This is a genomic window from Superficieibacter sp. 1612_C1 (assembly GCF_015234305.1).
Lineage (GTDB): Bacteria > Pseudomonadota > Gammaproteobacteria > Enterobacterales > Enterobacteriaceae > Superficieibacter.
On record NZ_JADGMI010000003.1, the window covers coordinates 330,929 to 349,761 of the forward strand.

25 protein-coding genes are annotated in these 18,833 nt (G+C 53.4%); 12 read left to right on the forward strand and 13 right to left on the reverse strand.

What is annotated here, in order from left to right; translation table 11 throughout:
* Window positions 1–18 precede the first annotated feature (18 nt).
* Entirely contained in the window at window positions 19–645 is a 627-nt protein-coding gene (gene rlmE / locus INT84_RS12730; protein ID WP_176918049.1) for a 23S rRNA (uridine(2552)-2'-O)-methyltransferase RlmE, read from the reverse strand.
* Window positions 646–771: 126 nt separating this feature from the next.
* Here rlmE and yhbY point away from each other — a divergent pair, with 126 nt between their 5' ends.
* Entirely contained in the window at window positions 772–1,065 is a 294-nt protein-coding gene (gene yhbY / locus INT84_RS12735) for a ribosome assembly RNA-binding protein YhbY (protein ID WP_103676718.1), read from the forward strand.
* 151 nt (window positions 1,066–1,216) lie between these two features.
* Here yhbY and greA read toward each other — a convergent pair whose 3' ends face one another.
* On the reverse strand, window positions 1,217–1,693 hold the full coding sequence (gene greA, locus INT84_RS12740; protein WP_194207089.1) for a transcription elongation factor GreA: 477 nt from the start codon (window positions 1,691–1,693) through the stop codon (window positions 1,217–1,219).
* Window positions 1,694–1,929: 236 nt separating this feature from the next.
* On the opposite strand from greA, the gene dacB reads away from it, so the two are divergent.
* The gene (gene dacB, locus INT84_RS12745) at window positions 1,930–3,363 is read left to right on the forward strand and encodes a serine-type D-Ala-D-Ala carboxypeptidase (protein ID WP_194207090.1); all 1,434 of its coding nucleotides are present in this window, start codon (window positions 1,930–1,932) and stop codon (window positions 3,361–3,363) included.
* Between the two features lie 106 nt (window positions 3,364–3,469).
* On the opposite strand, the gene cgtA is transcribed toward dacB, so the two are convergent.
* The 4 genes from cgtA to rplU form a co-directional block, all read right to left on the reverse strand.
* Entirely contained in the window at window positions 3,470–4,645 is a 1,176-nt protein-coding gene (gene cgtA / locus INT84_RS12750) for an Obg family GTPase CgtA (protein WP_194207091.1), read from the reverse strand.
* Window positions 4,642–5,613: a DMT family transporter gene (locus INT84_RS12755; protein ID WP_194207092.1), complete on the reverse strand. Its 972-nt coding sequence runs from the start codon at window positions 5,611–5,613 to the stop codon at window positions 4,642–4,644. The genes cgtA and INT84_RS12755 overlap by 4 nt, the downstream gene beginning before the upstream one ends.
* Window positions 5,614–5,740: 127 nt before the next feature.
* Entirely contained in the window at window positions 5,741–5,998 is a 258-nt protein-coding gene (rpmA, locus tag INT84_RS12760; protein ID WP_000940593.1) for a 50S ribosomal protein L27, read from the reverse strand.
* A gap of 19 nt (window positions 5,999–6,017) precedes the next feature.
* Window positions 6,018–6,329, reverse strand: coding sequence for a 50S ribosomal protein L21 (rplU, locus tag INT84_RS12765; RefSeq protein WP_176918055.1), 312 nt, complete (start codon window positions 6,327–6,329; stop codon window positions 6,018–6,020).
* A gap of 257 nt (window positions 6,330–6,586) precedes the next feature.
* Between rplU and ispB the strand changes: the two genes are divergently transcribed.
* Window positions 6,587–7,558 carry an octaprenyl diphosphate synthase gene (ispB, locus tag INT84_RS12770; protein WP_194207093.1) on the forward strand — a complete coding sequence of 324 codons (972 nt, stop codon included), beginning with the start codon at window positions 6,587–6,589 and terminating at the stop codon, window positions 7,556–7,558.
* A gap of 186 nt (window positions 7,559–7,744) precedes the next feature.
* Window positions 7,745–8,020, forward strand: coding sequence for a DNA-binding transcriptional regulator SfsB (gene sfsB / locus INT84_RS12775; RefSeq protein WP_176918086.1), 276 nt, complete (start codon window positions 7,745–7,747; stop codon window positions 8,018–8,020).
* Between the two features lie 42 nt (window positions 8,021–8,062).
* On the opposite strand, the gene murA is transcribed toward sfsB, so the two are convergent.
* From murA to mlaF, 7 genes are all read right to left on the reverse strand, one after another.
* On the reverse strand, window positions 8,063–9,322 hold the full coding sequence (gene murA, locus INT84_RS12780) for a UDP-N-acetylglucosamine 1-carboxyvinyltransferase (protein WP_194207094.1): 1,260 nt from the start codon (window positions 9,320–9,322) through the stop codon (window positions 8,063–8,065).
* A gap of 169 nt (window positions 9,323–9,491) precedes the next feature.
* Window positions 9,492–9,746: a BolA family iron metabolism protein IbaG gene (ibaG, locus tag INT84_RS12785; RefSeq protein WP_103676726.1), complete on the reverse strand. Its 255-nt coding sequence runs from the start codon at window positions 9,744–9,746 to the stop codon at window positions 9,492–9,494.
* Between the two features lie 124 nt (window positions 9,747–9,870).
* On the reverse strand, window positions 9,871–10,164 hold the full coding sequence (mlaB, locus tag INT84_RS12790) for a lipid asymmetry maintenance protein MlaB (protein WP_194207095.1): 294 nt from the start codon (window positions 10,162–10,164) through the stop codon (window positions 9,871–9,873).
* Complete coding sequence (gene mlaC, locus INT84_RS12795) at window positions 10,164–10,799, reverse strand: phospholipid-binding protein MlaC (protein ID WP_176918059.1); 636 nt, start codon at window positions 10,797–10,799, stop codon at window positions 10,164–10,166. Before mlaC ends, mlaB begins: the two co-directional genes overlap by 1 nt.
* 18 nt (window positions 10,800–10,817) lie before the next feature.
* Window positions 10,818–11,369 (reverse strand): outer membrane lipid asymmetry maintenance protein MlaD, encoded by a 552-nt coding sequence (gene mlaD / locus INT84_RS12800; protein ID WP_176918060.1) that lies wholly within the window; start codon window positions 11,367–11,369, stop codon window positions 10,818–10,820.
* Between the two features lie 4 nt (window positions 11,370–11,373).
* Window positions 11,374–12,156: a lipid asymmetry maintenance ABC transporter permease subunit MlaE gene (gene mlaE, locus INT84_RS12805; RefSeq protein WP_194207096.1), complete on the reverse strand. Its 783-nt coding sequence runs from the start codon at window positions 12,154–12,156 to the stop codon at window positions 11,374–11,376.
* Between the two features lie 7 nt (window positions 12,157–12,163).
* Window positions 12,164–12,976, reverse strand: coding sequence for a phospholipid ABC transporter ATP-binding protein MlaF (gene mlaF, locus INT84_RS12810; RefSeq protein ID WP_194207097.1), 813 nt, complete (start codon window positions 12,974–12,976; stop codon window positions 12,164–12,166).
* 105 nt (window positions 12,977–13,081) lie between these two features.
* Here mlaF and INT84_RS12815 point away from each other — a divergent pair, with 105 nt between their 5' ends.
* The 8 genes from INT84_RS12815 (at window position 13,082) to hpf (ending at window position 18,779) form a co-directional block, all read left to right on the forward strand.
* Window positions 13,082–13,534, forward strand: a complete 453-nt coding sequence (locus tag INT84_RS12815; RefSeq protein WP_194207098.1) for a hypothetical protein — start codon at window positions 13,082–13,084, stop codon at window positions 13,532–13,534.
* A 14-nt stretch (window positions 13,535–13,548) separates the two neighbouring features.
* Window positions 13,549–14,535, forward strand: a complete 987-nt coding sequence (gene kdsD / locus INT84_RS12820) for an arabinose-5-phosphate isomerase KdsD (RefSeq protein ID WP_194207099.1) — start codon at window positions 13,549–13,551, stop codon at window positions 14,533–14,535.
* Between the two features lie 14 nt (window positions 14,536–14,549).
* A complete protein-coding gene (kdsC, locus tag INT84_RS12825) occupies window positions 14,550–15,116 on the forward strand; it encodes a 3-deoxy-manno-octulosonate-8-phosphatase KdsC (RefSeq protein WP_176918064.1) in 567 nt (188 codons plus the stop codon).
* Window positions 15,113–15,688, forward strand: a complete 576-nt coding sequence (gene lptC / locus INT84_RS12830) for an LPS export ABC transporter periplasmic protein LptC (RefSeq protein WP_194207100.1) — start codon at window positions 15,113–15,115, stop codon at window positions 15,686–15,688. The genes kdsC and lptC overlap by 4 nt, the downstream gene beginning before the upstream one ends.
* A complete protein-coding gene (lptA, locus tag INT84_RS12835; protein ID WP_176918066.1) occupies window positions 15,657–16,211 on the forward strand; it encodes a lipopolysaccharide ABC transporter substrate-binding protein LptA in 555 nt (184 codons plus the stop codon). The genes lptC and lptA overlap by 32 nt, the downstream gene beginning before the upstream one ends.
* A 6-nt stretch (window positions 16,212–16,217) precedes the next feature.
* A complete protein-coding gene (gene lptB, locus INT84_RS12840) occupies window positions 16,218–16,943 on the forward strand; it encodes an LPS export ABC transporter ATP-binding protein (protein WP_103676736.1) in 726 nt (241 codons plus the stop codon).
* A gap of 92 nt (window positions 16,944–17,035) precedes the next feature.
* Window positions 17,036–18,469, forward strand: coding sequence for an RNA polymerase factor sigma-54 (gene rpoN / locus INT84_RS12845; RefSeq protein ID WP_194207101.1), 1,434 nt, complete (start codon window positions 17,036–17,038; stop codon window positions 18,467–18,469).
* Between the two features lie 22 nt (window positions 18,470–18,491).
* The gene (gene hpf / locus INT84_RS12850) at window positions 18,492–18,779 is read left to right on the forward strand and encodes a ribosome hibernation promoting factor (protein ID WP_176918068.1); all 288 of its coding nucleotides are present in this window, start codon (window positions 18,492–18,494) and stop codon (window positions 18,777–18,779) included.
* The last annotated feature ends 54 nt before the right edge of the window (window positions 18,780–18,833 follow it).

Sequence of the window (18,833 nt, forward strand, 5' to 3'; positions counted from 1 at the left end):
CCTGAAATCAACCAGCTATCACTTTCGCCCGGTCGCTACAATGTACACTTCACGTGAACGTGCCCGCGAAGAGTCCGGCTTACGAACTTTTACTTTCGTAAACAGAGAACGAATTTCCCGAAGATACTCATCGAAACCTTCGCCCTGAAATACCTTCACTACAAAACCACCGCCCGGCGCTAAGACGTCACGACACATCTGTAACGCCAGTTCCACCAGATACATTGAGCGCGGAATATCTACAGCAGGTGTCCCGCTCATGTTTGGTGCCATATCGGACATGACTACCTGAACCTTTTCGTCACCGACACGTTCCAGTAACGCCTTCACCACGAGTTCATCACGAAAATCGCCCTGAAGGAAGTCCACACCAACGATAGGATCCATAGGTAAAAGATCGCACGCGATGATGCGGCCCTTGCCACCAATCTGGGTGACCACATACTGTGACCAGCCACCTGGGGCAGCACCGAGATCGACTACCGTCATTCCCGGCTTAAAAAGTTTGTCACTTTGCTGTATTTCATCAAGTTTAAACCAGGCACGGGAACGTAACCCCTTTTTCTGTGCCTGTTGAACATATTTATCGCTAAAGTGTTCATGAAGCCAGCGACTCGAACTGGCAGAACGCTTTTTACCTGTCATTTAACATTCCCGTTGGGAGAGCTCATCGTAGCCTGAAGCGTAAATTTCTACGCTGCAATTTGGCGATATATGGGAGATGGCGGTAGAATGACCCGTTTTCAATCCCAACGTAAGTAAAAATATACGATGAATCTTAGTACTAAACAAAAACAGCACCTCAAAGGTCTGGCGCATCCGCTCAAGCCCGTCGTTCAGCTTGGCAACAATGGTTTGACCGAAGGGGTACTGGCCGAGATTGAACAAGCGTTAGAGCACCACGAACTGATTAAGGTGAAGATCGCATCGGAAGATCGCGAAACGAAAAACCTGATCGTGGACGCTATCGTGCGCGAAACCCGTGCCTGTAATGTACAGGTCATCGGTAAAACGCTGGTACTCTATCGCCCGACCGCAGAGCGTAAAATCTCGCTGCCTCGTTAATAGTATCCTGATTTAGACACGATTTCTGTGTAAAACGAGGGATTTAACGGGTAGACGAGCAAAATGCCATGCTCTTCACGTTGATAAAAGGCCGCTATGCGGCCTTTTTCTTATCTTTACAATACGTCAACATCCAGACGCTATGCCGCGTTTAAAGATATTCTACTTTGAGAATTTCGAATTCCACTTCGCCACCCGGCGTGCGGATGACCACAACATCATCCTGCTCTTTACCCACCAGACCACGGGCAATTGGCGAATTCACAGAAATCAGATTTTGCTTAAAATCGGCTTCGTCATCGCCCACAATACGGTAAGTCAGTTCTTCATCGCTATCGAGGTTCAGAACCGTCACTGTGGCCCCAAAGATCACGCGGCCATTGTTAGGAATTTTAGTAATATCGATAATCTGCGCATTAGACAGCTTAGCTTCGATATCTTTGATGCGGCCTTCGCAAAAGCCCTGCTGCTCGCGCGCGGCGTGATATTCTGCGTTCTCTTTCAAATCGCCGTGTTCACGCGCGTCGGCAATCGCCGCGATAATCTCAGGACGGCGAACAGATTTCAGAAAATCCAGTTCTTCACGCAGTTTTTCTGCACCTCGTAAGGTCATCGGAATAGCTTGCATTATTATACCTCTTCATCGTTCCTTCAGGAGACCGCAAACCGCCGCCCCCACTTGTCCGGCCATAAAGCACCAGAACAGAAGCAAAAGAAAACTGACCCGGAAGCAAAGTCCCAGGTCAGCAGCAATTTTCAATTTGATAGTCATTTTACCCTGAAGTTCACTATGGGTCATCGTTTACTTTGCAGGGTGTTGCACCGTAGTATGACGGCTTGTTTCCAGGTTGTTAGCGCGAGATTATGCGATTTTCCAGATTTATCATCGGATTGACTACCAGTATAGCGTTCTGCGTTCAGGCGGCGAATGTCGAGGAGTATGTAAACCAGCTCCCGGCAGGTGCTAACCTGGCGCTTATGGTACAAAAAGTCGGAGCCTCGACGCCAGAGATCGACTATCACGGGCAACAGATGGCGCTGCCAGCCAGTACCCAGAAGGTGATTACGGCTCTGGCAGCCCTGATACAGCTGGGGCCAGACTTTCGTTTTACCACCACGCTTGAGAGCAAGGGTAACGTAGATAACGGCGTATTGAAAGGTGACCTGATCGCGCGTTTCGGCGCAGATCCCACCCTGAAGCGTCAGGATCTGCGCAATATGGTCGCCGTTCTGAAAAAGTCTGGCGTGCAGAAAATTGAGGGCAATGTCCTGATCGACACCTCAATTTTTGCCAGCCATGATAAAGCACCAGGCTGGCCGTGGAACGATATGACGCAGTGCTTTAGCGCGCCGCCTGCCGCCGCTATCGTTGATCGGAACTGCTTCTCCGTGTCGCTTTATAGCGGCCAAAAAGCGGGTGATATGGCATTTATTCGCGTCGCCTCGTTCTATCCGGTGACCATGTTTAGTCAGGTACGCACTCTGGCGCGCGGCTCTGCTGACGCCCAGTATTGCGAGCTGGATGTCGTGCCAGGCGAATTAAACCGCTTCACGCTGACCGGCTGTCTGCCGCAGCGTGCCGAGCCGCTACCGCTGGCGTTTGCGATTCAGGACGGCGCAAGCTATGCCGGTGCCATCCTCAGAGACGAGCTGAAGCAGGCCGGGATCACCTATAGCGGGAATTTGCTGCGTCAGACCCAGGTCAATGAACCAGGGACGGTGATTGCCAGTAAACAGTCGGCACCGTTGCATGATCTGCTTAAGATTATGCTGAAAAAGTCGGACAACATGATTGCGGATACGGTGTTCCGCATGATTGGTCATTCGCGCTTCAATGTGCCGGGCACATGGCGTGCAGGATCCGATGCGGTACGGCAGATCCTGCGCCAGCAGGTAGGCGTCGATATTGGCAACACGATCATTGCCGACGGATCTGGCCTGTCGCGTCATAACCTGCTCGCTCCTGCCACCATGATCCAGGTGCTGCAATACATCGCCCAGCACGATACCGAGCTGAATTATATTTCGATGCTTCCGCTGGCGGGTTATGACGGATCGCTTCAGTACCGTGCCGGTCTGCATCAGGCAGGCGTCGATGGTAAGGTCTCGGCAAAGACAGGATCGTTGCAGGGGGTGTATAACCTGGCGGGCTTTATTACTACGGCCAGCGGACAGCGTATGGCGTTCGTGCAGTATCTTTCAGGCTATGCGGTAGAGCCTTCAGATCAACGCAATCGTCGCATCCCGCTGGTGCGGTTTGAGAGCCGGTTGTATAAGGATATTTACCAGAATAACTAAGCCGGATAAGTGGGAGCATGCCTGATGGCGCTGCGCTTATCAGGCATGGGTAAGGTGTTGTCAGACTGTAGCCCCGGTAAGCGAAGCGCCACCGGGGATAGCGGTCTTAACGCTTATAGATGAACTCAACGCCCTCTTCGTCGTCTTCGTCCCAGTCGTCATCCCACTCTTCGTCATCGTCCTCAACGGCGGCTTCTTCAAGCTGCTGGCGGTGGTAGTCGTCCCACATGAACTCGACTTTTTCCGGCTGCTTCTCTTCCTGCGCCTGCGTAATCGGATTTTCGATGATGAAGGTCATCACATCCCAGCAGAGATCTTTCACACCGGTCTGGCTGGCAGCGGAGATGAGATAGAATTTATCTTCCCAGCCCAGCGCCTCAGCGATCGCTTTCGCCTTCTCTTCGGCTTCCGCTTTATCCAGCAGGTCAATTTTGTTAAACACCAGCCAGCGTGGTTTAGAGGCCAGGCTTTCGCTGTATTTTTCCAGCTCGCCGATAATGATGCGGGCGTTCTCCACCGGATCGGAACCATCAATCGGATCGATATCGATGAGATGTAACAGCACGCGGCAACGCTCAAGGTGCTTCAGGAAGCGAATACCCAGACCGGCACCTTCCGCCGCGCCTTCGATAAGCCCTGGGATATCAGCAACCACAAAGCTCTTTTCCGTGTCCATACGGACCACACCGAGACTTGGCACCAGCGTGGTAAACGGATAATCCGCGGCTTTCGGCTTCGCTGCGGAGACCGCGCGAATAAAGGTCGATTTACCGGCGTTCGGCATACCCAGCATGCCGACATCCGCCAGCAGCATCAATTCCAGCTGTAAATCACGCTTGTCGCCCGGCGTGCCCATGGTTTTCTGACGTGGCGTACGGTTGACCGAGGATTTAAAACGGGTGTTGCCGAGACCGTGCCAGCCGCCTTTGGCGACCATCAGACGCTGACCATGTTTGGTCATATCGCCCATTGTCTCGCCGGTACCCTGATCGATAACACGGGTCCCTACCGGCACTTTAATCGAGACGTCTTTGCCCCGTTTACCGGTACAGTCGCGGCTCTGACCATTCTCGCCACGCTCCGCGCGAAAAGACTTTTCAAAACGGTAGTCGATCAGCGTGTTAAGGTTTTCGTCCGCTTCCAGCCAGACATCACCGCCGTCACCGCCGTCACCGCCGTCCGGGCCGCCTCTGGGAATATATTTTTCGCGGCGGAAGCTCACGCAACCATTGCCGCCGTCACCTGCAACTACCAGGATTGATGCTTCATCAACAAACTTCATTTTACTCTCCGTAAATCATTCGCCTGAGCGGGATAATCACGCTTACGCCACCGCCCCCACAGACGATGACCAATGGCGGAATACATCGCGCCCGCAACCACGACAAACGCACCGAGATAACCTAAAAGGTTTAACATCGGTCTGGCGAAGAAATCGGGCCAGGCCAGTGATAATAAATCTGAAAATAACAGGGTAAATAACGGCGTCAGGGTAATCAATGCGCTAACCTGTGCCGCCTGCCAGCGCGCCATGGCTTCTGCAAGCGCGCCATAGCCCACCAGGGTGTTAAGCCCGCAAAAGAGCAGACACAGCAGTTGCCAGTGGCTTAATTGCGTTATCACCCCAGGCTTCGCCAACGGCAATAGCACCATTGTACACAAAATGTACAATAAAAGCAGGATCTGCGGTGATGCCAGGCGACGTAATAACACTTTCTGTGCCACGCCATAAGTGACCCATACCGAGGCCGCCGCCACGCCGAAAATGACGCCCCAGGTGTAGTCCGTCAGACGGGTAAAGATTTCTACCAGGCTGGTATTAAAAAACATGCCCAGCCCGCTTAGCAGCATAATTGCGCCAAAAACCTGGGTGCCACGCATTTTCTCTTTCAGGACCACCACGCTGGCGACCATCATACCGACGGGAGAAAGCTGGCCGATCACCTGTGAGGCGGTCGGACTTAAATATTGCAGGGAAGAACTGAACAGGATGAAATTACCCGCCAACCCACAGGTCGCGATAATCAGCAGTAGCAGCCAGCGTGGTTTACGGAATAACTGCACAGAAGGCAATCGTCCCTTACAGGCCAGAATGATGCCCAGCCCAATCGCCGCCATCAAAAAGCGATAAAACACCACGGTGGGCGGTTCCATCACTTCCAGCACCTGCTTCATTGCTATCGGTAACGCTCCCCAACACATGGCTGTGGTGAGCGCCAGAACAATACCAATGCCTGCCTGTTGCTTCATGCCCGTTTTCCCTGCAATGGCTCGTTTTCCGCTGATGCGGCTTCACGAGCATATTTACCGGCCGTCGAATGTAAAAAGCCCCGCAACACGTTGCGGGGCTTTAATCCGTTACCGGACCACGAGAAACTTACTCAGCAACGATGCTGATGTACTTACGGTTTTTCGGGCCTTTAACTTCAAATTTCACTTTACCGTCTGCTTTAGCAAACAGAGTGTGGTCACGGCCGCAACCAACGTTGGTGCCAGCGTGGAATTTAGTACCACGTTGACGAACGATGATGCTACCTGCCAGAACTGCTTCGCCGCCAAAGCGTTTTACGCCCAGACGTTTAGCTTCTGAATCGCGACCGTTACGAGTCGAGCCGCCAGCCTTTTTATGTGCCATTTAAATCTCTCCTCAGGTCTTAGGCGCTGATGCCAGTAATTTTCACATCAGTGAACCACTGACGATGGCCCTGCTGCTTACGATAGTGTTTACGACGACGAAACTTAACGATTTTAACTTTCTCGCCACGACCGTGAGCAACAACTTCAGCTTTGATTACGCCGCCATCAACGAAAGGAACGCCGATTTTGACATCTTCACCGTTTGCGATCATCAGAACTTCAGCGAACTCAACAGCTTCGCCAGTTGCGATGTCCAGCTTTTCCAGGCGAATGGTTTGACCTTCGCTTACTCGGTGTTGTTTACCACCACTTTGGAAAACCGCGTACATAAAAAACTCCGCTTTCGCGCACCTCTTTGTGTGATACAGAGTGCGCTATAAATATTCACAATAGGGCGCGAATATTACGCAAAACGCGAGCCTTTGACAAGTACGATCATCACTCCATGCAGAAAAAAAACACAACCATCACGACAACGTTTATCTGGCGCATTTTTACAGTACAATCCACACTACTATTCCATCATTAAACCTTTGTTATCCCATTTTGACATGTGGTAAACAGGACATTAAGCCCGGCTTTTGCGATGAATTTAGATAAAATCAATGAGTTAACCGCGCAGGATATGGCGGGTGTCAATGCAACCATTCTTGAGCAGCTCACCTCAGACGTACTGCTGATTAACCAGTTGGGACATTACATCGTCAGCGGCGGCGGAAAACGTATCCGTCCGATGATTGCTGTCCTGGCCGCGCGCGCCGTGGGCTATCAGGGCGATGCCCACATCACGGTCGCGGCATTAATCGAGTTTATCCACACCGCGACCCTGCTTCATGACGATGTGGTGGATGAATCCGACATGCGCCGTGGCAAAGCGACAGCCAACGCCGCGTTCGGTAACGCTGCCAGCGTGCTGGTCGGCGATTTTATCTATACCCGCGCCTTCCAGATGATGACCCGCCTCGGCTCGCTGAAAGTGCTGGATATCATGTCCGAAGCGGTTAACGTCATCGCCGAAGGTGAAGTCCTGCAACTGATGAACGTCAACGATCCGGACATCACCGAAGAAAATTATATGCGCGTGATCTACAGCAAAACGGCTCGCCTGTTTGAAGCAGCATCGCAATGCTCCGGTATTCTGGCCGGTTGTACGCCAGAAGAAGAGCGTGCATTGCAGGATTATGGCCGCTATCTCGGCACGGCCTTCCAGTTGATTGACGATCTGCTGGATTACAGCGCCGATGGCGAGACGCTGGGGAAAAATGTTGGCGACGATCTCAACGAAGGTAAACCTACGCTGCCACTGCTACATGCAATGCAACATGGTAACGCTGAGCAGGCAGCGATGATCCGTTCAGCCATTGAACAGGGTAACGGTCGTCATCTGCTTGAGCCGGTGCTGGAAACGATGGCGGCCTGCGGATCGCTGGAGTGGACGCGTCAGCGTGCGGAAGAAGAAGCGGATAAAGCCATTACGGCCCTCCAGGTCATTCCTGATAATCCGTGGCGTGAAGCGCTGATTGCTCTCGCGCACATGGCTGTTCAACGCGACCATTAATCCCTCCCGCGCAAAAGCGCGGGAAAATTCCAGTAAAGTCTTAAAACCCCCAATTCCTGCCTGAAATCTAAATATATTCTGAATTCAAAGTTATTTACTCGAACTTTTTAGAACTTTACCTTACCTGAAGTTATAGTAGCCCTGTCGCTGATCGTGTTGATGCTTAGACGACATTCACAGGGAGATATTATGGAGAAGTTCATTGACTGGCATCCGGCAGACATCATCGCCGGACTGCACAAAAGAGGGACATCAATGGCGGCGGTATCGCGTGAAAACGGACTGAGCTCTTCCACGCTGGCCAATACGCTGGCGAGGCCATGGCCGAAGGGAGAACTGCTTATCGCTAAAGCGCTGGGCACAGAGCCGTGGGTGGTATGGCCTTCCCGCTATCACGATCCCGTTACGCACGCGTTTATCGACAGAACCACCCTGATGCGTCGACCAAGGCGCAAAAAGTAATCTTGCCGCAGCCCCCGCAGGGGCTGCGCAGGATGTCGCGAATTACTCGCCCTTCACTCGTTCAATCTTCGCGCCCAGCGCGCGCAATTTGTCTTCAATGCACTCATAGCCACGATCGATATGATAAATACGATCGACAACCGTTGTGCCTTCAGCAATACACCCCGCCAGTACCAGGCTTGCGGAGGCACGCAGATCGGTCGCCATCACCTGCGCACCGGAAAGCTGCGCCACGCCATGACAAATGGCGGTATTGCTCTCGATTTCCGCCCGCGCGCCCATACGGATCAGTTCCGGAATGTGCATAAAGCGGTTTTCGAAGACCGTTTCTGTGATCACGCCAGTGCCTTCAGCCACCAGGTTCAGCAGCGTAAACTGTGCCTGCATGTCGGTCGGGAAACCCGGATGCGGCGCGGTACGCACGTTAACCCCTTTCGGGCGCTGACCGTGCATATCCAGGCTAATCCAGTCTTCGCCGGTTTCGATATCCGCCCCCGCTTCACGCAGTTTCGCCAGCACCGCATCAAGGGTTGCTGGTTGCGCGCCACGACAAACGATTTTGCCGCCGGAAATCGCCGCCGCCACCAGGAAGGTCCCGGTTTCGATACGGTCCGGCAGAACGCGATACACGCCGCCACCGAGGCGTGCTACCCCTTCAATGGTGATACGATCGGTGCCCTGACCGGTAATTTTCGCGCCCAGGGTGTTAAGGAAGTTGGCGGTATCAACAATTTCCGGCTCGCGCGCGGCGTTTTCAATCACCGTCGTGCCTTCTGCCAGCGTAGCCGCCGACATAATGGTCACGGTCGCGCCGACGCTCACTTTGTCCATAACGATGTGCGCGCCTTTCAGGCGACCCTCAACGGAAGCCTTCACATAGCCCTCTTCCAGCTTGATGGTCGCGCCCAGTTGCTCCAGGCCGGTAATGTGCAAATCGACCGGACGAGCCCCGATGGTGCAGCCACCCGGCAAAGACACCTGGCCCTGACCAAAACGTGCTACCAGCGGACCCAGCGCCCAGATGGAGGCACGCATGGTTTTCACCAGATCGTAAGGCGCACAGAAAACATTGACGTCACCCGCATCAATATGCACGGAGCCGTTACGCTCCACTTTTGCCCCCAGCTGGCTGAGCAGCTTCATTGAGGTATCGACATCTTTCAGCTTCGGTACGTTCTGGATCTCAACCGGATCTTCTGCCAGCAGTGCGGCGAAGAGGATCGGCAGAGCCGCATTTTTGGCACCGGAAATGGTGACCTCGCCCTGAAGCCGGGTAGGCCCCTGAACTCGAAATTTATCCATTGATCGTGTCTCTTTTAAATTCGTTGATAAGGCTGGTAACACCGCTATGCTTTTTGCCGGTTGGCGCTGCGCTTACCCGGCCTGGATATCAAAGATGATGTAAGCCCGGTGACCGGCCAGCAGGGAGCGCTGTCAGCAATTTGTGTCACTACGGGCTTTCGCCCGCAGCTTAAAAACCGTTTAGTTTGCGATCGCGCGCCCATTCTTGCGGCGTATACGCTTTGATCGACAGCGCATGGATGCGGTTATCCGCAATATATTCCATCAGCGGCGCGTAAATCGTTTGTTGCTTCTTAACCCGGCTCATGCCGTCAAAAAGCTCACCCACGGCAATCACCTGAAAGTGGCTGCCATCGCCGGAAACGTGGACTTCTGTAAGAGAGAGTGCGTTCATCAGCACGGTCTGAATTTCATGATTTTCCATGGGCTCTAGTATCATCTGGTAGTAAAACAGCCCAACATCTTAGAGCAAAGTGGCGCTGTCTTAAATAGCAAAAAGCCTCGCAGGTAAAACAGGCGAGGCTATCGGATTTAACGGACTGATAATGCTAACGAGGCAGAACATCATCCGGCAGATTATAAAGCTGTGCCAGGGTATAAACCTTCTCGTTAACGCCGTCGAGTGAAACAGTGTTGCCCTGCCGTTTCGCCAGAGCAACCAGGTGGATGAGCAGCGCCAGTCCACCGGTATCAACGCGGGAAATCTGGCTCAGGTCGATGCGCGTAACGCCGCGCATCGCCTCCTCGCGCGCATCCCACAGCGGATTAAGCACGTCCTGATCCAGTTCACCCACTAACGCCAGCCTGTCACCGTCCCGTGTCCAGCTGAGTACCTGCGTCATTATTTCTTCTCATCCAGAGTAATTTTCTGACGAGAAATCGACTGAAGTTGGGCAGTCAGACCATCAATACCTTTCGTGCGCAGCAGATCGCTCCACTCGTTTTGTTTGGTGGTGATCATGCTAACGCCTTCAGCAATCATGTCATACGCCTGCCAGTTTCCGGTCTGGGAGTTTTTACGCCACTGGAAATCCAGACGTACCGGCGGACGGCCGTTCGGATCGACAATGGTCACGCGGATTGGCACGATCGTCGCATCGCCCAGCGGCTGTTCCGGCGCGATTTGATAAGACTGGCCGTGATACATCGCCAGCGCCTGACCGTAAGCCTGCTTCAGATACTCACGGAACGCGGCAAAATAGGCCTCGCGCTGCGCAGGCGTCGCGTCTTTGTAGTAGCGGCCCAGCACCAGCGCACCGGCATATTTTACCTGCACATAAGGCAGCAGTTCCTGATCGACGACATCGCGCAGGTAGTCCGGGTTCGAGCGGATTTTAGGCTGCTCATTTTTCAGGCGGTCAAAAGTTTTTTGCGCGGCCTGGCCCATCAATTTATAAGGATTCGACTGATCGGCGGCGGTGGCTGCCGTAAGCGGCGCAATAACCAGCATTGCGACCATTAATAAACGTTTGAACATGTCTCGCTTCTCCTGAAATTAATTCGTCGTACCTGCGGGGGCAGCGGCATCAGTATGGCCGTCAGTTGCTGCCGGTGCATCGGTGGTATTCTGATTGTCACTGCCTTTGCTGTTGTAAAGAAATTGTCCGATCAGATCTTCCAGCACCATCGCGGACTTCGTATCCTGAATCGTGCTTCCTTCTTTAAGCATAGACGTTCCCAGCTCCGGGTCTTCAAAACCCACGTTCAGCGCCAGGTACTGCTCACCCAACAGGCCGGAAGTGCGGATAGCCAGCGAGCTGGTATCCGGGATCTCGTTGTAACGATCTTCAATATCCAGCGCGACGCGCGGCAGATACGTTTTTGGATCGAGGGTGATGTCCGCCACGCGGCCAATCACTACGCCGCCGATACGTACCGGCGAACTGGCTTTCAGACCACCGATGTTATCGAAGGTAGCGTATACGCGATAAGTGGGTTCGGTACGCAGCGAGGTGACGTTTGCCGCCTTCAGGCAAATAAACAGCCCCGCCAGCAGCGCAACCAGCAAAAAGATACCAACCCAGATTTCACTCTTTTTCGTTTGCATGAACTCAATTCCCAAACATCAGTGCAGTCAGCACAAAATCCAGACCAAGAACGGCCAGCGAAGCATGAACAACAGTACGCGTCGTTGCCCGGCTTATCCCGGCGGAAGTAGGGATGGCGTCATAACCGTTAAATAACGCAATCCATGTAACCGTAATAGCGAACACGACGCTTTTAATCAGGCAGTTGATCAGATCGAGACGCAGGTCGACGGCGTCATGCATAGCTGACCAGAAAAACCCGGCGTCAATGCCCTTCCAGCTTACGCCGACCAGCGATCCGCCCCAGATGCCCACCGCGACAAAAATAATGGTCAGCAGCGGCAGCGAGATCACCCCGGCCCAGAAGCGCGGCGAGATCACCCGGCGCAGCGGATCGACCGCCATCATCTCAAGGCTGGAGAGCTGTTCGGTAGCACGCATCAGGCCAATTTCCGCCGTCAGCGCGGAGCCTGCGCGACCGGCAAACAGCAGCGCAGCAACCACCGGCCCCAGTTCGCGTAGCAGCGACAGCGCCACCAGCATCCCAAGGCTGGTTTCCGCGCCGTAGGTGGTGAGCACCAGATACCCCTGAAGCCCCAGCACCATACCGATAAAGACACCAGAAACCAGAATAATCACCATCGACAGTACGCCAACGTTATAAAGCTGGCGCACCAACAACGGCGCATGTTTGCGGAACTCTGGCTTGCCAACCAGAGCATTAAATAACATTAACCCGGCGCGCCCGAAGGTGGATATCGTCCTGATACCGCGATGTCCGAGCGCAGCCAGTGCATTTAACAGCATGAGTAGCTTAACTCCCTGTGCCGAGTAAATCGTGGTGATAGTCGCCTGCGGGATAGCGGAACGGCACCGGGCCGTCTGCGATACCGTCCAGAAATTGTCGCACTCTGGGGTCAGCGTTATCCTGTAGCGCCTGCGGGCTACCGTGAGCAACGATCTTTTTATCCGCCACGATCCAGGCATCATCAGCAATGCTCAACACTTCCGGCACATCGTGTGAGACAACGATGCAGGTAATGCCAAGCGAGCTATTAAGTTCAGAAATCAACTCCACCAGTACGCCCATGGTAATAGGATCCTGGCCGACAAAGGGCTCATCGAACATGATCAGGTCCGGCTCCAGCGCAATCGCACGGGCCAGCGCCGCACGGCGAGCCATACCGCCCGAGAGTTCTGATGGCATCAGTTTAGCCGCTCCGCGTAATCCCACAGCCTCAAGCTTCATCATCACCGTGCTTTTCAGCAAGGATGCGGGCAAATGCGTATGTTCGCGCAGCGGATAGGCGACATTATCGAATACGTTCATGTCAGTAAACAGTGCGCCAGACTGAAACAGCATACTCATGCGCTTACGCACGGTATAAAGACGAGAACGTGACATATCCGGCACATTTTCGCCGTCAAAGAGGATCTCCCCGGAATCAGGGGGGATCTGGCCGCCGATCAGCCTTAACAGCGTCGTCTTGCCGATCCCTGACGGTCCCATGATCGCAGTAATCTTCCCGCGAGGCACCGACAGCGAGATATTGTCGAAAATCAGGCGGTTGCTACGTGAAAAGCTCACGCCCTTGATGTCGACCAGATTCGCCATAGTCTGACTCATCGATTGTTCCTTTCATTAGACCTCCCGGAGGAAGCATGAAGCTTAATAAAACCGCAACCCCAGCATTTTTACAGAATCTTACCTGCTGAAGGCGTGAAAGCTGATATGCGTTTTACGTTGACGGCACATAACGTCAAAACCGCTAAACCTTTCCATTTTTTCATGCCGCCTCGGTTTAATGCAGCAAGCCGGAGATTATACCTGAAGAAAACCAATATGATGCTTTTCACATCACCGCCGTTAAGAATCGGTTTACTCCTTGTCATTAACCGCCCCGTTGTCAGCGCTTTACTCCACCTATTTACCGTGCATTCTGATATCCTGCGACACAAATTGCCGCTACTGTTAATCGTATGTTTGCGGACAAAGACGGCAAATGATGGCAGCAATCCCTTCAGAATAGACGGCATTTTTATGCCGGGGCTGGCTGTACTCTACTATTCGTTGTTAAAATCGCCCGTCTGCTGGGAAAATGACAGACAGGCAAAGCCTTTTAACGGGCGGATTTTACTCCATGGTCAGCTTGCTGTATGGCCGCCGCCGATTTTTATGGATTAAAACGGACACGTACTATGTCGCAATTAGCGTTACCGCCGGGATTTGACTTTCAGCAGGTCGGTAAAGAGGTGCTGGAGATTGAACGCGAAGCCCTGACCGAACTTGATCGCTTCATTAATCAGGATTTCAGTCGGGCCTGCGAGCGCATTTTTCACTGTACGGGCAAAGTCGTGGTGATGGGCATGGGTAAATCCGGCCATATTGGCAGGAAGATGGCGGCAACGTTCGCCAGCACCGGCACCTCATCATTCTTTGTTCATCCGGGGGAAGCGGCGCACGGTGATTTAGGTATGGTGACACCACAGGATATCGTCATTGCCCTGTCAAACTCCGGCGAGTCGAACGAGATCCTGGCGCTGATCCCGGTGCTCAAACGTCTGCGCGTGCCGTTAATCTGCATGACCAGCCGTCCGGAAAGCAGCATGGGTCGTGCCGCGGATATCCATCTGTGCGTCAAAGTACCGCGTGAGGCCTGCCCGCTGGGTCTTGCGCCGACCAGCAGCACGACCGCCGCACTGGTCATGGGCGATGCGCTGGCCGTTGCGTTACTGAAAGCACGTGGTTTTACCGCCGAAGACTTTGCGCTTTCCCATCCTGGCGGCGCGCTGGGTCGCAAACTGCTGCTGCGGGTGAACGACATAATGCACACTGGCAACGAGATCCCGCGCGTGGCGAAATCCGCCTCCCTGCGCGATGCGTTGCTGGAGATTACGCGTAAAAACCTCGGCATGACGGTCATTTGCGGCGATGATATGAAAATCGAAGGCATCTTTACCGATGGCGACCTGCGCCGTATTTTTGATAATGGTGCAGACTTACGTAGCCTGAACATTACCGATGTGATGACGCCGGGCGGTATCCGTATTCGCCCAGGCACACTGGCGGTGGATGCGCTGAACCTGATGCAGTCCCGCCACATCACCTGCGTCATGGTTGCCGATGGCGAGCAGTTGCTGGGTGTGATACATATGCATGATCTGCTGCGCGCAGGCGTAGTGTAATAAAGGATAAAAGAATGAGTAATGCTGGTGCCTCTGTGGCAACCTGCTATGGGCCGGTGAGTTCACAGATGCTGGAGCAGGCGAAAAAAATCCGCCTGCTGATCCTTGATGTGGACGGCGTGCTTTCCGACGGGCTGATCTATATGGGCAATAATGGCGAAGAGTTAAAGGCGTTTAACGTGCGTGACGGCTACGGCATACGCTGCGCCCTCACCTCCGGTATCGATGTTGCCATTATTACCGGACGAAAAGCTAAACTGGTAGAAGACCGTTGCGCCACGCTCGGCATTACGCATCTTTATCAGGGGCAGTCGGATAAACTACTGGCCTATCGCGAACTACTGGAAAAACTGGCGCTGTCGCCGGATCAGGTCGCCTATGTGGGCGACGATCTGATCGACTGGCCAGTGATGGCCGAAATTGGGCTGAGCGTTGCCGTGGCGGATGCCCACCCGTTGTTGATCCCGCGGGCGGATTATATCACGCGCATTAACGGTGGACGCGGAGCGGTACGCGAGGTCTGCGATTTGCTACTATTGGCGCAGGGCAAGCTTGATGAAGCCAAAGGGCAATCGATATGAGTAAAACCAGACGTTGGGTTATCATTCTGCTGTCGCTGATCGCACTGATTTTAATCGGCGTGAATCTGGTGAGCAAAGATGACACCGGAGAAAGCGTGGTGTCGTCAAATGACCCAACCTACCGGAGTGAGCATACCGATACCGTGGTATACAGCCCGGAAGGCGCGCTTAATTATCATCTCATCGCGCAGCACGTGGAGTATTTTTCCGACCAGGCCATTACCTGGTTTACGCAGCCGCTGCTGACGACGTATGACGCAAACAAAACCGAAACCTGGTCTATTAAAGCGGATAAAGCGAAGCTGACTAATGACCGGATGCTGTATCTTTACGGCCACGTTGAGGTAAACGCCCTGACACCGGACGCTCAACTGCGCAAAATTACGACGGATAACGCTAAAATCAACCTAATCACGCAGGACGTGACCTCTGATGATTTAGTGACGTTATACGGTACGACATTTAATTCCAGCGGCCTGAAAATGCGCGGAAATTTACGCAACAAAACCGCCGAGCTGATTGAAAAGGTTAGAACCTCATATGAAATTCAAAACACACAAACTCAGCCTTAAGCTTGTACTGACCAGTGCGCTTCTGGCCGCCAGTCTTCCCGCGCTGGCGAAAACGGGCGATACCGATCAGCCCATTCATATTGAGTCCGATCAGCAGTCGCTGGATATGCAGGGCAATATCGTCACCTTCACCGGTAACGTCATCGTTACTCAGGGGACGATCAAACTTAACGCCGAAAAAGTGGTTGTCACCCGTCCTGGCGGCGAGAAAGGCAAAGAAGTGATCGACGGCTACGGTAATCCGGCAACCTTCTACCAAATGCAGGACAACGGCAAACCGGTTAAAGGCCGCGCGTCGCAGATGCACTACGAGCTGCAAAATGATTTCGTGGTTCTCACCGGCAACGCGTTCCTTGAGCAGGTCGACAGCAATATTAAAGGCGACAAAATTACCTATCTGGTGAAAGAGCAGAAAATGCAGGCGTTTAGCGAAAAAGGCAAACGCGTCACCACCGTGCTGGTACCGTCGCAACTGCAAGATAAAAGCAACAATCAGGCCCCGGCTCAGAAAAAGAGTAACTAATCCAATATGGCAACATTAACTGCAAAGAACCTTGCGAAGGCCTATAAAGGCCGCCGGGTAGTGGAAGACGTTAGTCTGACCGTGAAATCCGGCGAGATTGTCGGGTTACTTGGCCCTAACGGTGCGGGTAAAACCACCACGTTCTATATGGTCGTGGGCATTGTCTCGCGCGATGCGGGCAATATCATTATCGACGATGAAGACATTAGCCTGCTGCCGCTTCATGCCCGTGCGCGCCGTGGCATCGGTTATTTGCCGCAGGAAGCGTCTATTTTCCGCCGCCTCAGCGTGTTTGATAACCTGATGGCCGTCCTGCAAATTCGCGACGATCTGACCTCAGAACAGCGGGAAGACCGCGCGAACGAGCTGATGGAAGAGTTTCATATCGAGCATCTGCGTGACAGCCTCGGCCAGGCCCTTTCCGGTGGTGAACGTCGCCGCGTGGAAATCGCCCGTGCGCTGGCAGCGAATCCTAAATTTATCCTGCTGGATGAACCCTTTGCGGGCGTTGACCCGATTTCCGTTATTGATATCAAACGCATTATCGAGCATCTGCGCGACAGCGGCCTCGGCGTTCTAATCACCGATCACAACGTGCGTGAAACGTTAGCCGTCTGTGAACGAGCGTATATCGTGAGTCAGGGCCATCTGATCGCCCACGGTACGCCAGACGAAATCCTTAAAGACGAACAAGTTAAGCGCGTATATCTTGGGGAAGACTTCAGACTCTGATACGGTGTAGACACTTCATCATTCACGGCGCGGCCTGAAGGGTGGAGTGTAAAAAGTCAGTGATCTCAACTCGGGAGAAAATCGCTCTGAATATGAAGCAAGGTTTGCAATTAAGGTTTAGTCAACAGCTTGCGATGACGCCGCAGCTGCAACAGGCCATCCGCCTGCTGCAACTGTCGACGCTGGAATTACAGCAAGAACTCCAACAGGCACTGGAAAGTAATCCACTGCTTGAGCAAACCGATCTTCACGATGAGATAGACGCCAAAGAATCCCCGGACAACGAATCGCTGGACAGCGTTGACGCGCTGGAACAAAAAGATATGCCGGAGGAGCTTCCTCTGGACGCCAGCTGGGACGAAATCTACACCGCCGGCACCCCTTCCGGTAATGGCGTGGACTATCAGGATGACGAACTGCCCGTTTATCAGGGCGAAACCACCCAGTCTCTTCAGGACTATCTGATGTGGCAGGTCGAGCTGACGCCGTTCTCCGACACCGATCGCGCCATTGCGACCTCGATTGTCGATGCGGTTGACGACACCGGTTATCTGACCATCTCCGTTGAAGACATCCTCGAAAGCATGGGCGATGGCGATATCGGGCTGGACGAAGTGGAAGCCGTGCTAAAGCGTGTGCAGCGGTTCGATCCGGTCGGCGTTGCCGCGAAAGATCTGCGCGACTGCCTGCTGATCCAGCTCTCGCAGTTTGCCAAAACGACCCCCTGGATCGCCGAAGCGCAGCTGATTATCAGCAACCATCTTGATCTGCTCGCCAACCATGATTTTCGCACCCTGATGCGCGTCACTCGCCTGAAGGAAGAGGTGCTGAAAGAGGCGGTGAATCTTATTCAGTCGCTGGATCCGCGTCCGGGTCAGTCGATCCAGACCGGCGAGCCGGAATATGTCATTCCGGACGTGCTGGTGCGCAAAGTCAGCGGTCACTGGGTGGTCGAACTGAATTCCGACAGCATTCCGCGTTTGCAAATTAATCAGCACTACGCGGCGATGGGCGGCAGCACTCGTAACGATGCGGATAACCAGTACATTCGCAGCAATCTTCAGGAAGCGAAATGGCTGATTAAAAGCCTGGAGAGCCGCAACGACACCCTGCTGCGCGTCAGCCGCTGTATCGTCGAACAGCAGCAGGCGTTCTTTGAACAGGGCGAAGAGTATATGAAACCGATGGTGCTGGCCGATATCGCCCAGGCCGTCGAGATGCATGAATCCACTATTTCCCGCGTGACCACCCAGAAGTATCTGCACAGTCCGCGAGGCATTTTTGAACTGAAATATTTTTTCTCCAGCCATGTGAATACCGAAGGCGGCGGCGAAGCCTCGTCGACGGCGATCCGCGCGCTGGTGAAAAAGTTGATCGCTGCGGAAAATCCCGCCAAACCGCTGAGCGACAGCAAGCTAACGACCATGCTGTCGGATCAGGGGATTATGGTGGCACGCCGCACCGTTGCGAAGTATCGAGAGTCTTTATCCATTCCGCCGTCTAACCAGCGTAAACAGCTGGTGTGACCCAACCGATAAGGAAGACACTATGCAGCTCAACATCACTGGACACAATGTCGAGATTACTGACGCACTCCGCGATTTTGTCAGCACGAAATTTGCTAAGCTGGAGCAGTATTTTGACCGCATCAATCAGGTCTACATTGTGTTAAAAGTGGAGAAAGTGACTCACATTTCGGATGCCACCCTGCATGTCAACGGGGGGGAAATTCATGCCAGTGCGGAAGGGCAGGATATGTACGCGGCTATCGACGGTTTAATTGATAAACTGGCGCGACAGCTAACCAAACATAAAGATAAACTGAAACAACACTGATTGTCCCGGTGCTCGCCTGATGTCACGTAGTGCGTCAGGCGACGCTTAGGTGAA

Excerpts from the sequence above, each read along its gene's own strand:
- mlaC (WP_176918059.1), bottom strand. The coding sequence starts at position 10,799 with ATGTTCAAACGTTTATTAATGGTCGCAATGCTGGTTATTGCGCCGCTT.
- lptC (WP_194207100.1), top strand. The coding sequence starts at position 15,113 with ATGAGTAAAACCAGACGTTGGGTTATCATTCTGCTGTCGCTGATCGCA.
- kdsC (WP_176918064.1), top strand. The coding sequence starts at position 14,550 with ATGAGTAATGCTGGTGCCTCTGTGGCAACCTGCTATGGGCCGGTGAGT.
- cgtA (WP_194207091.1), bottom strand. The coding sequence starts at position 4,645 with ATGAAGTTTGTTGATGAAGCATCAATCCTGGTAGTTGCAGGTGACGGC.
- mlaE (WP_194207096.1), bottom strand. The coding sequence starts at position 12,156 with ATGCTGTTAAATGCACTGGCTGCGCTCGGACATCGCGGTATCAGGACG.
- dacB (WP_194207090.1), top strand. The coding sequence starts at position 1,930 with ATGCGATTTTCCAGATTTATCATCGGATTGACTACCAGTATAGCGTTC.
- ispB (WP_194207093.1), top strand. The coding sequence starts at position 6,587 with ATGAATTTAGATAAAATCAATGAGTTAACCGCGCAGGATATGGCGGGT.
- ibaG (WP_103676726.1), bottom strand. The coding sequence starts at position 9,746 with ATGGAAAATCATGAAATTCAGACCGTGCTGATGAACGCACTCTCTCTT.
- rplU (WP_176918055.1), bottom strand. The coding sequence starts at position 6,329 with ATGTACGCGGTTTTCCAAAGTGGTGGTAAACAACACCGAGTAAGCGAA.
- greA (WP_194207089.1), bottom strand. The coding sequence starts at position 1,693 with ATGCAAGCTATTCCGATGACCTTACGAGGTGCAGAAAAACTGCGTGAA.
- INT84_RS12755 (WP_194207092.1), bottom strand. The coding sequence starts at position 5,613 with ATGAAGCAACAGGCAGGCATTGGTATTGTTCTGGCGCTCACCACAGCC.
- lptB (WP_103676736.1), top strand. The coding sequence starts at position 16,218 with ATGGCAACATTAACTGCAAAGAACCTTGCGAAGGCCTATAAAGGCCGC.
- murA (WP_194207094.1), bottom strand. The coding sequence starts at position 9,322 with ATGGATAAATTTCGAGTTCAGGGGCCTACCCGGCTTCAGGGCGAGGTC.
- rpmA (WP_000940593.1), bottom strand. The coding sequence starts at position 5,998 with ATGGCACATAAAAAGGCTGGCGGCTCGACTCGTAACGGTCGCGATTCA.
- mlaF (WP_194207097.1), bottom strand. The coding sequence starts at position 12,976 with ATGAGTCAGACTATGGCGAATCTGGTCGACATCAAGGGCGTGAGCTTT.
- rlmE (WP_176918049.1), bottom strand. The coding sequence starts at position 645 with ATGACAGGTAAAAAGCGTTCTGCCAGTTCGAGTCGCTGGCTTCATGAA.
- mlaD (WP_176918060.1), bottom strand. The coding sequence starts at position 11,369 with ATGCAAACGAAAAAGAGTGAAATCTGGGTTGGTATCTTTTTGCTGGTT.
- mlaB (WP_194207095.1), bottom strand. The coding sequence starts at position 10,164 with ATGACGCAGGTACTCAGCTGGACACGGGACGGTGACAGGCTGGCGTTA.
- rpoN (WP_194207101.1), top strand. The coding sequence starts at position 17,036 with ATGAAGCAAGGTTTGCAATTAAGGTTTAGTCAACAGCTTGCGATGACG.
- kdsD (WP_194207099.1), top strand. The coding sequence starts at position 13,549 with ATGTCGCAATTAGCGTTACCGCCGGGATTTGACTTTCAGCAGGTCGGT.
- yhbY (WP_103676718.1), top strand. The coding sequence starts at position 772 with ATGAATCTTAGTACTAAACAAAAACAGCACCTCAAAGGTCTGGCGCAT.
- INT84_RS12815 (WP_194207098.1), top strand. The coding sequence starts at position 13,082 with ATGCGTTTTACGTTGACGGCACATAACGTCAAAACCGCTAAACCTTTC.
- hpf (WP_176918068.1), top strand. The coding sequence starts at position 18,492 with ATGCAGCTCAACATCACTGGACACAATGTCGAGATTACTGACGCACTC.
- lptA (WP_176918066.1), top strand. The coding sequence starts at position 15,657 with ATGAAATTCAAAACACACAAACTCAGCCTTAAGCTTGTACTGACCAGT.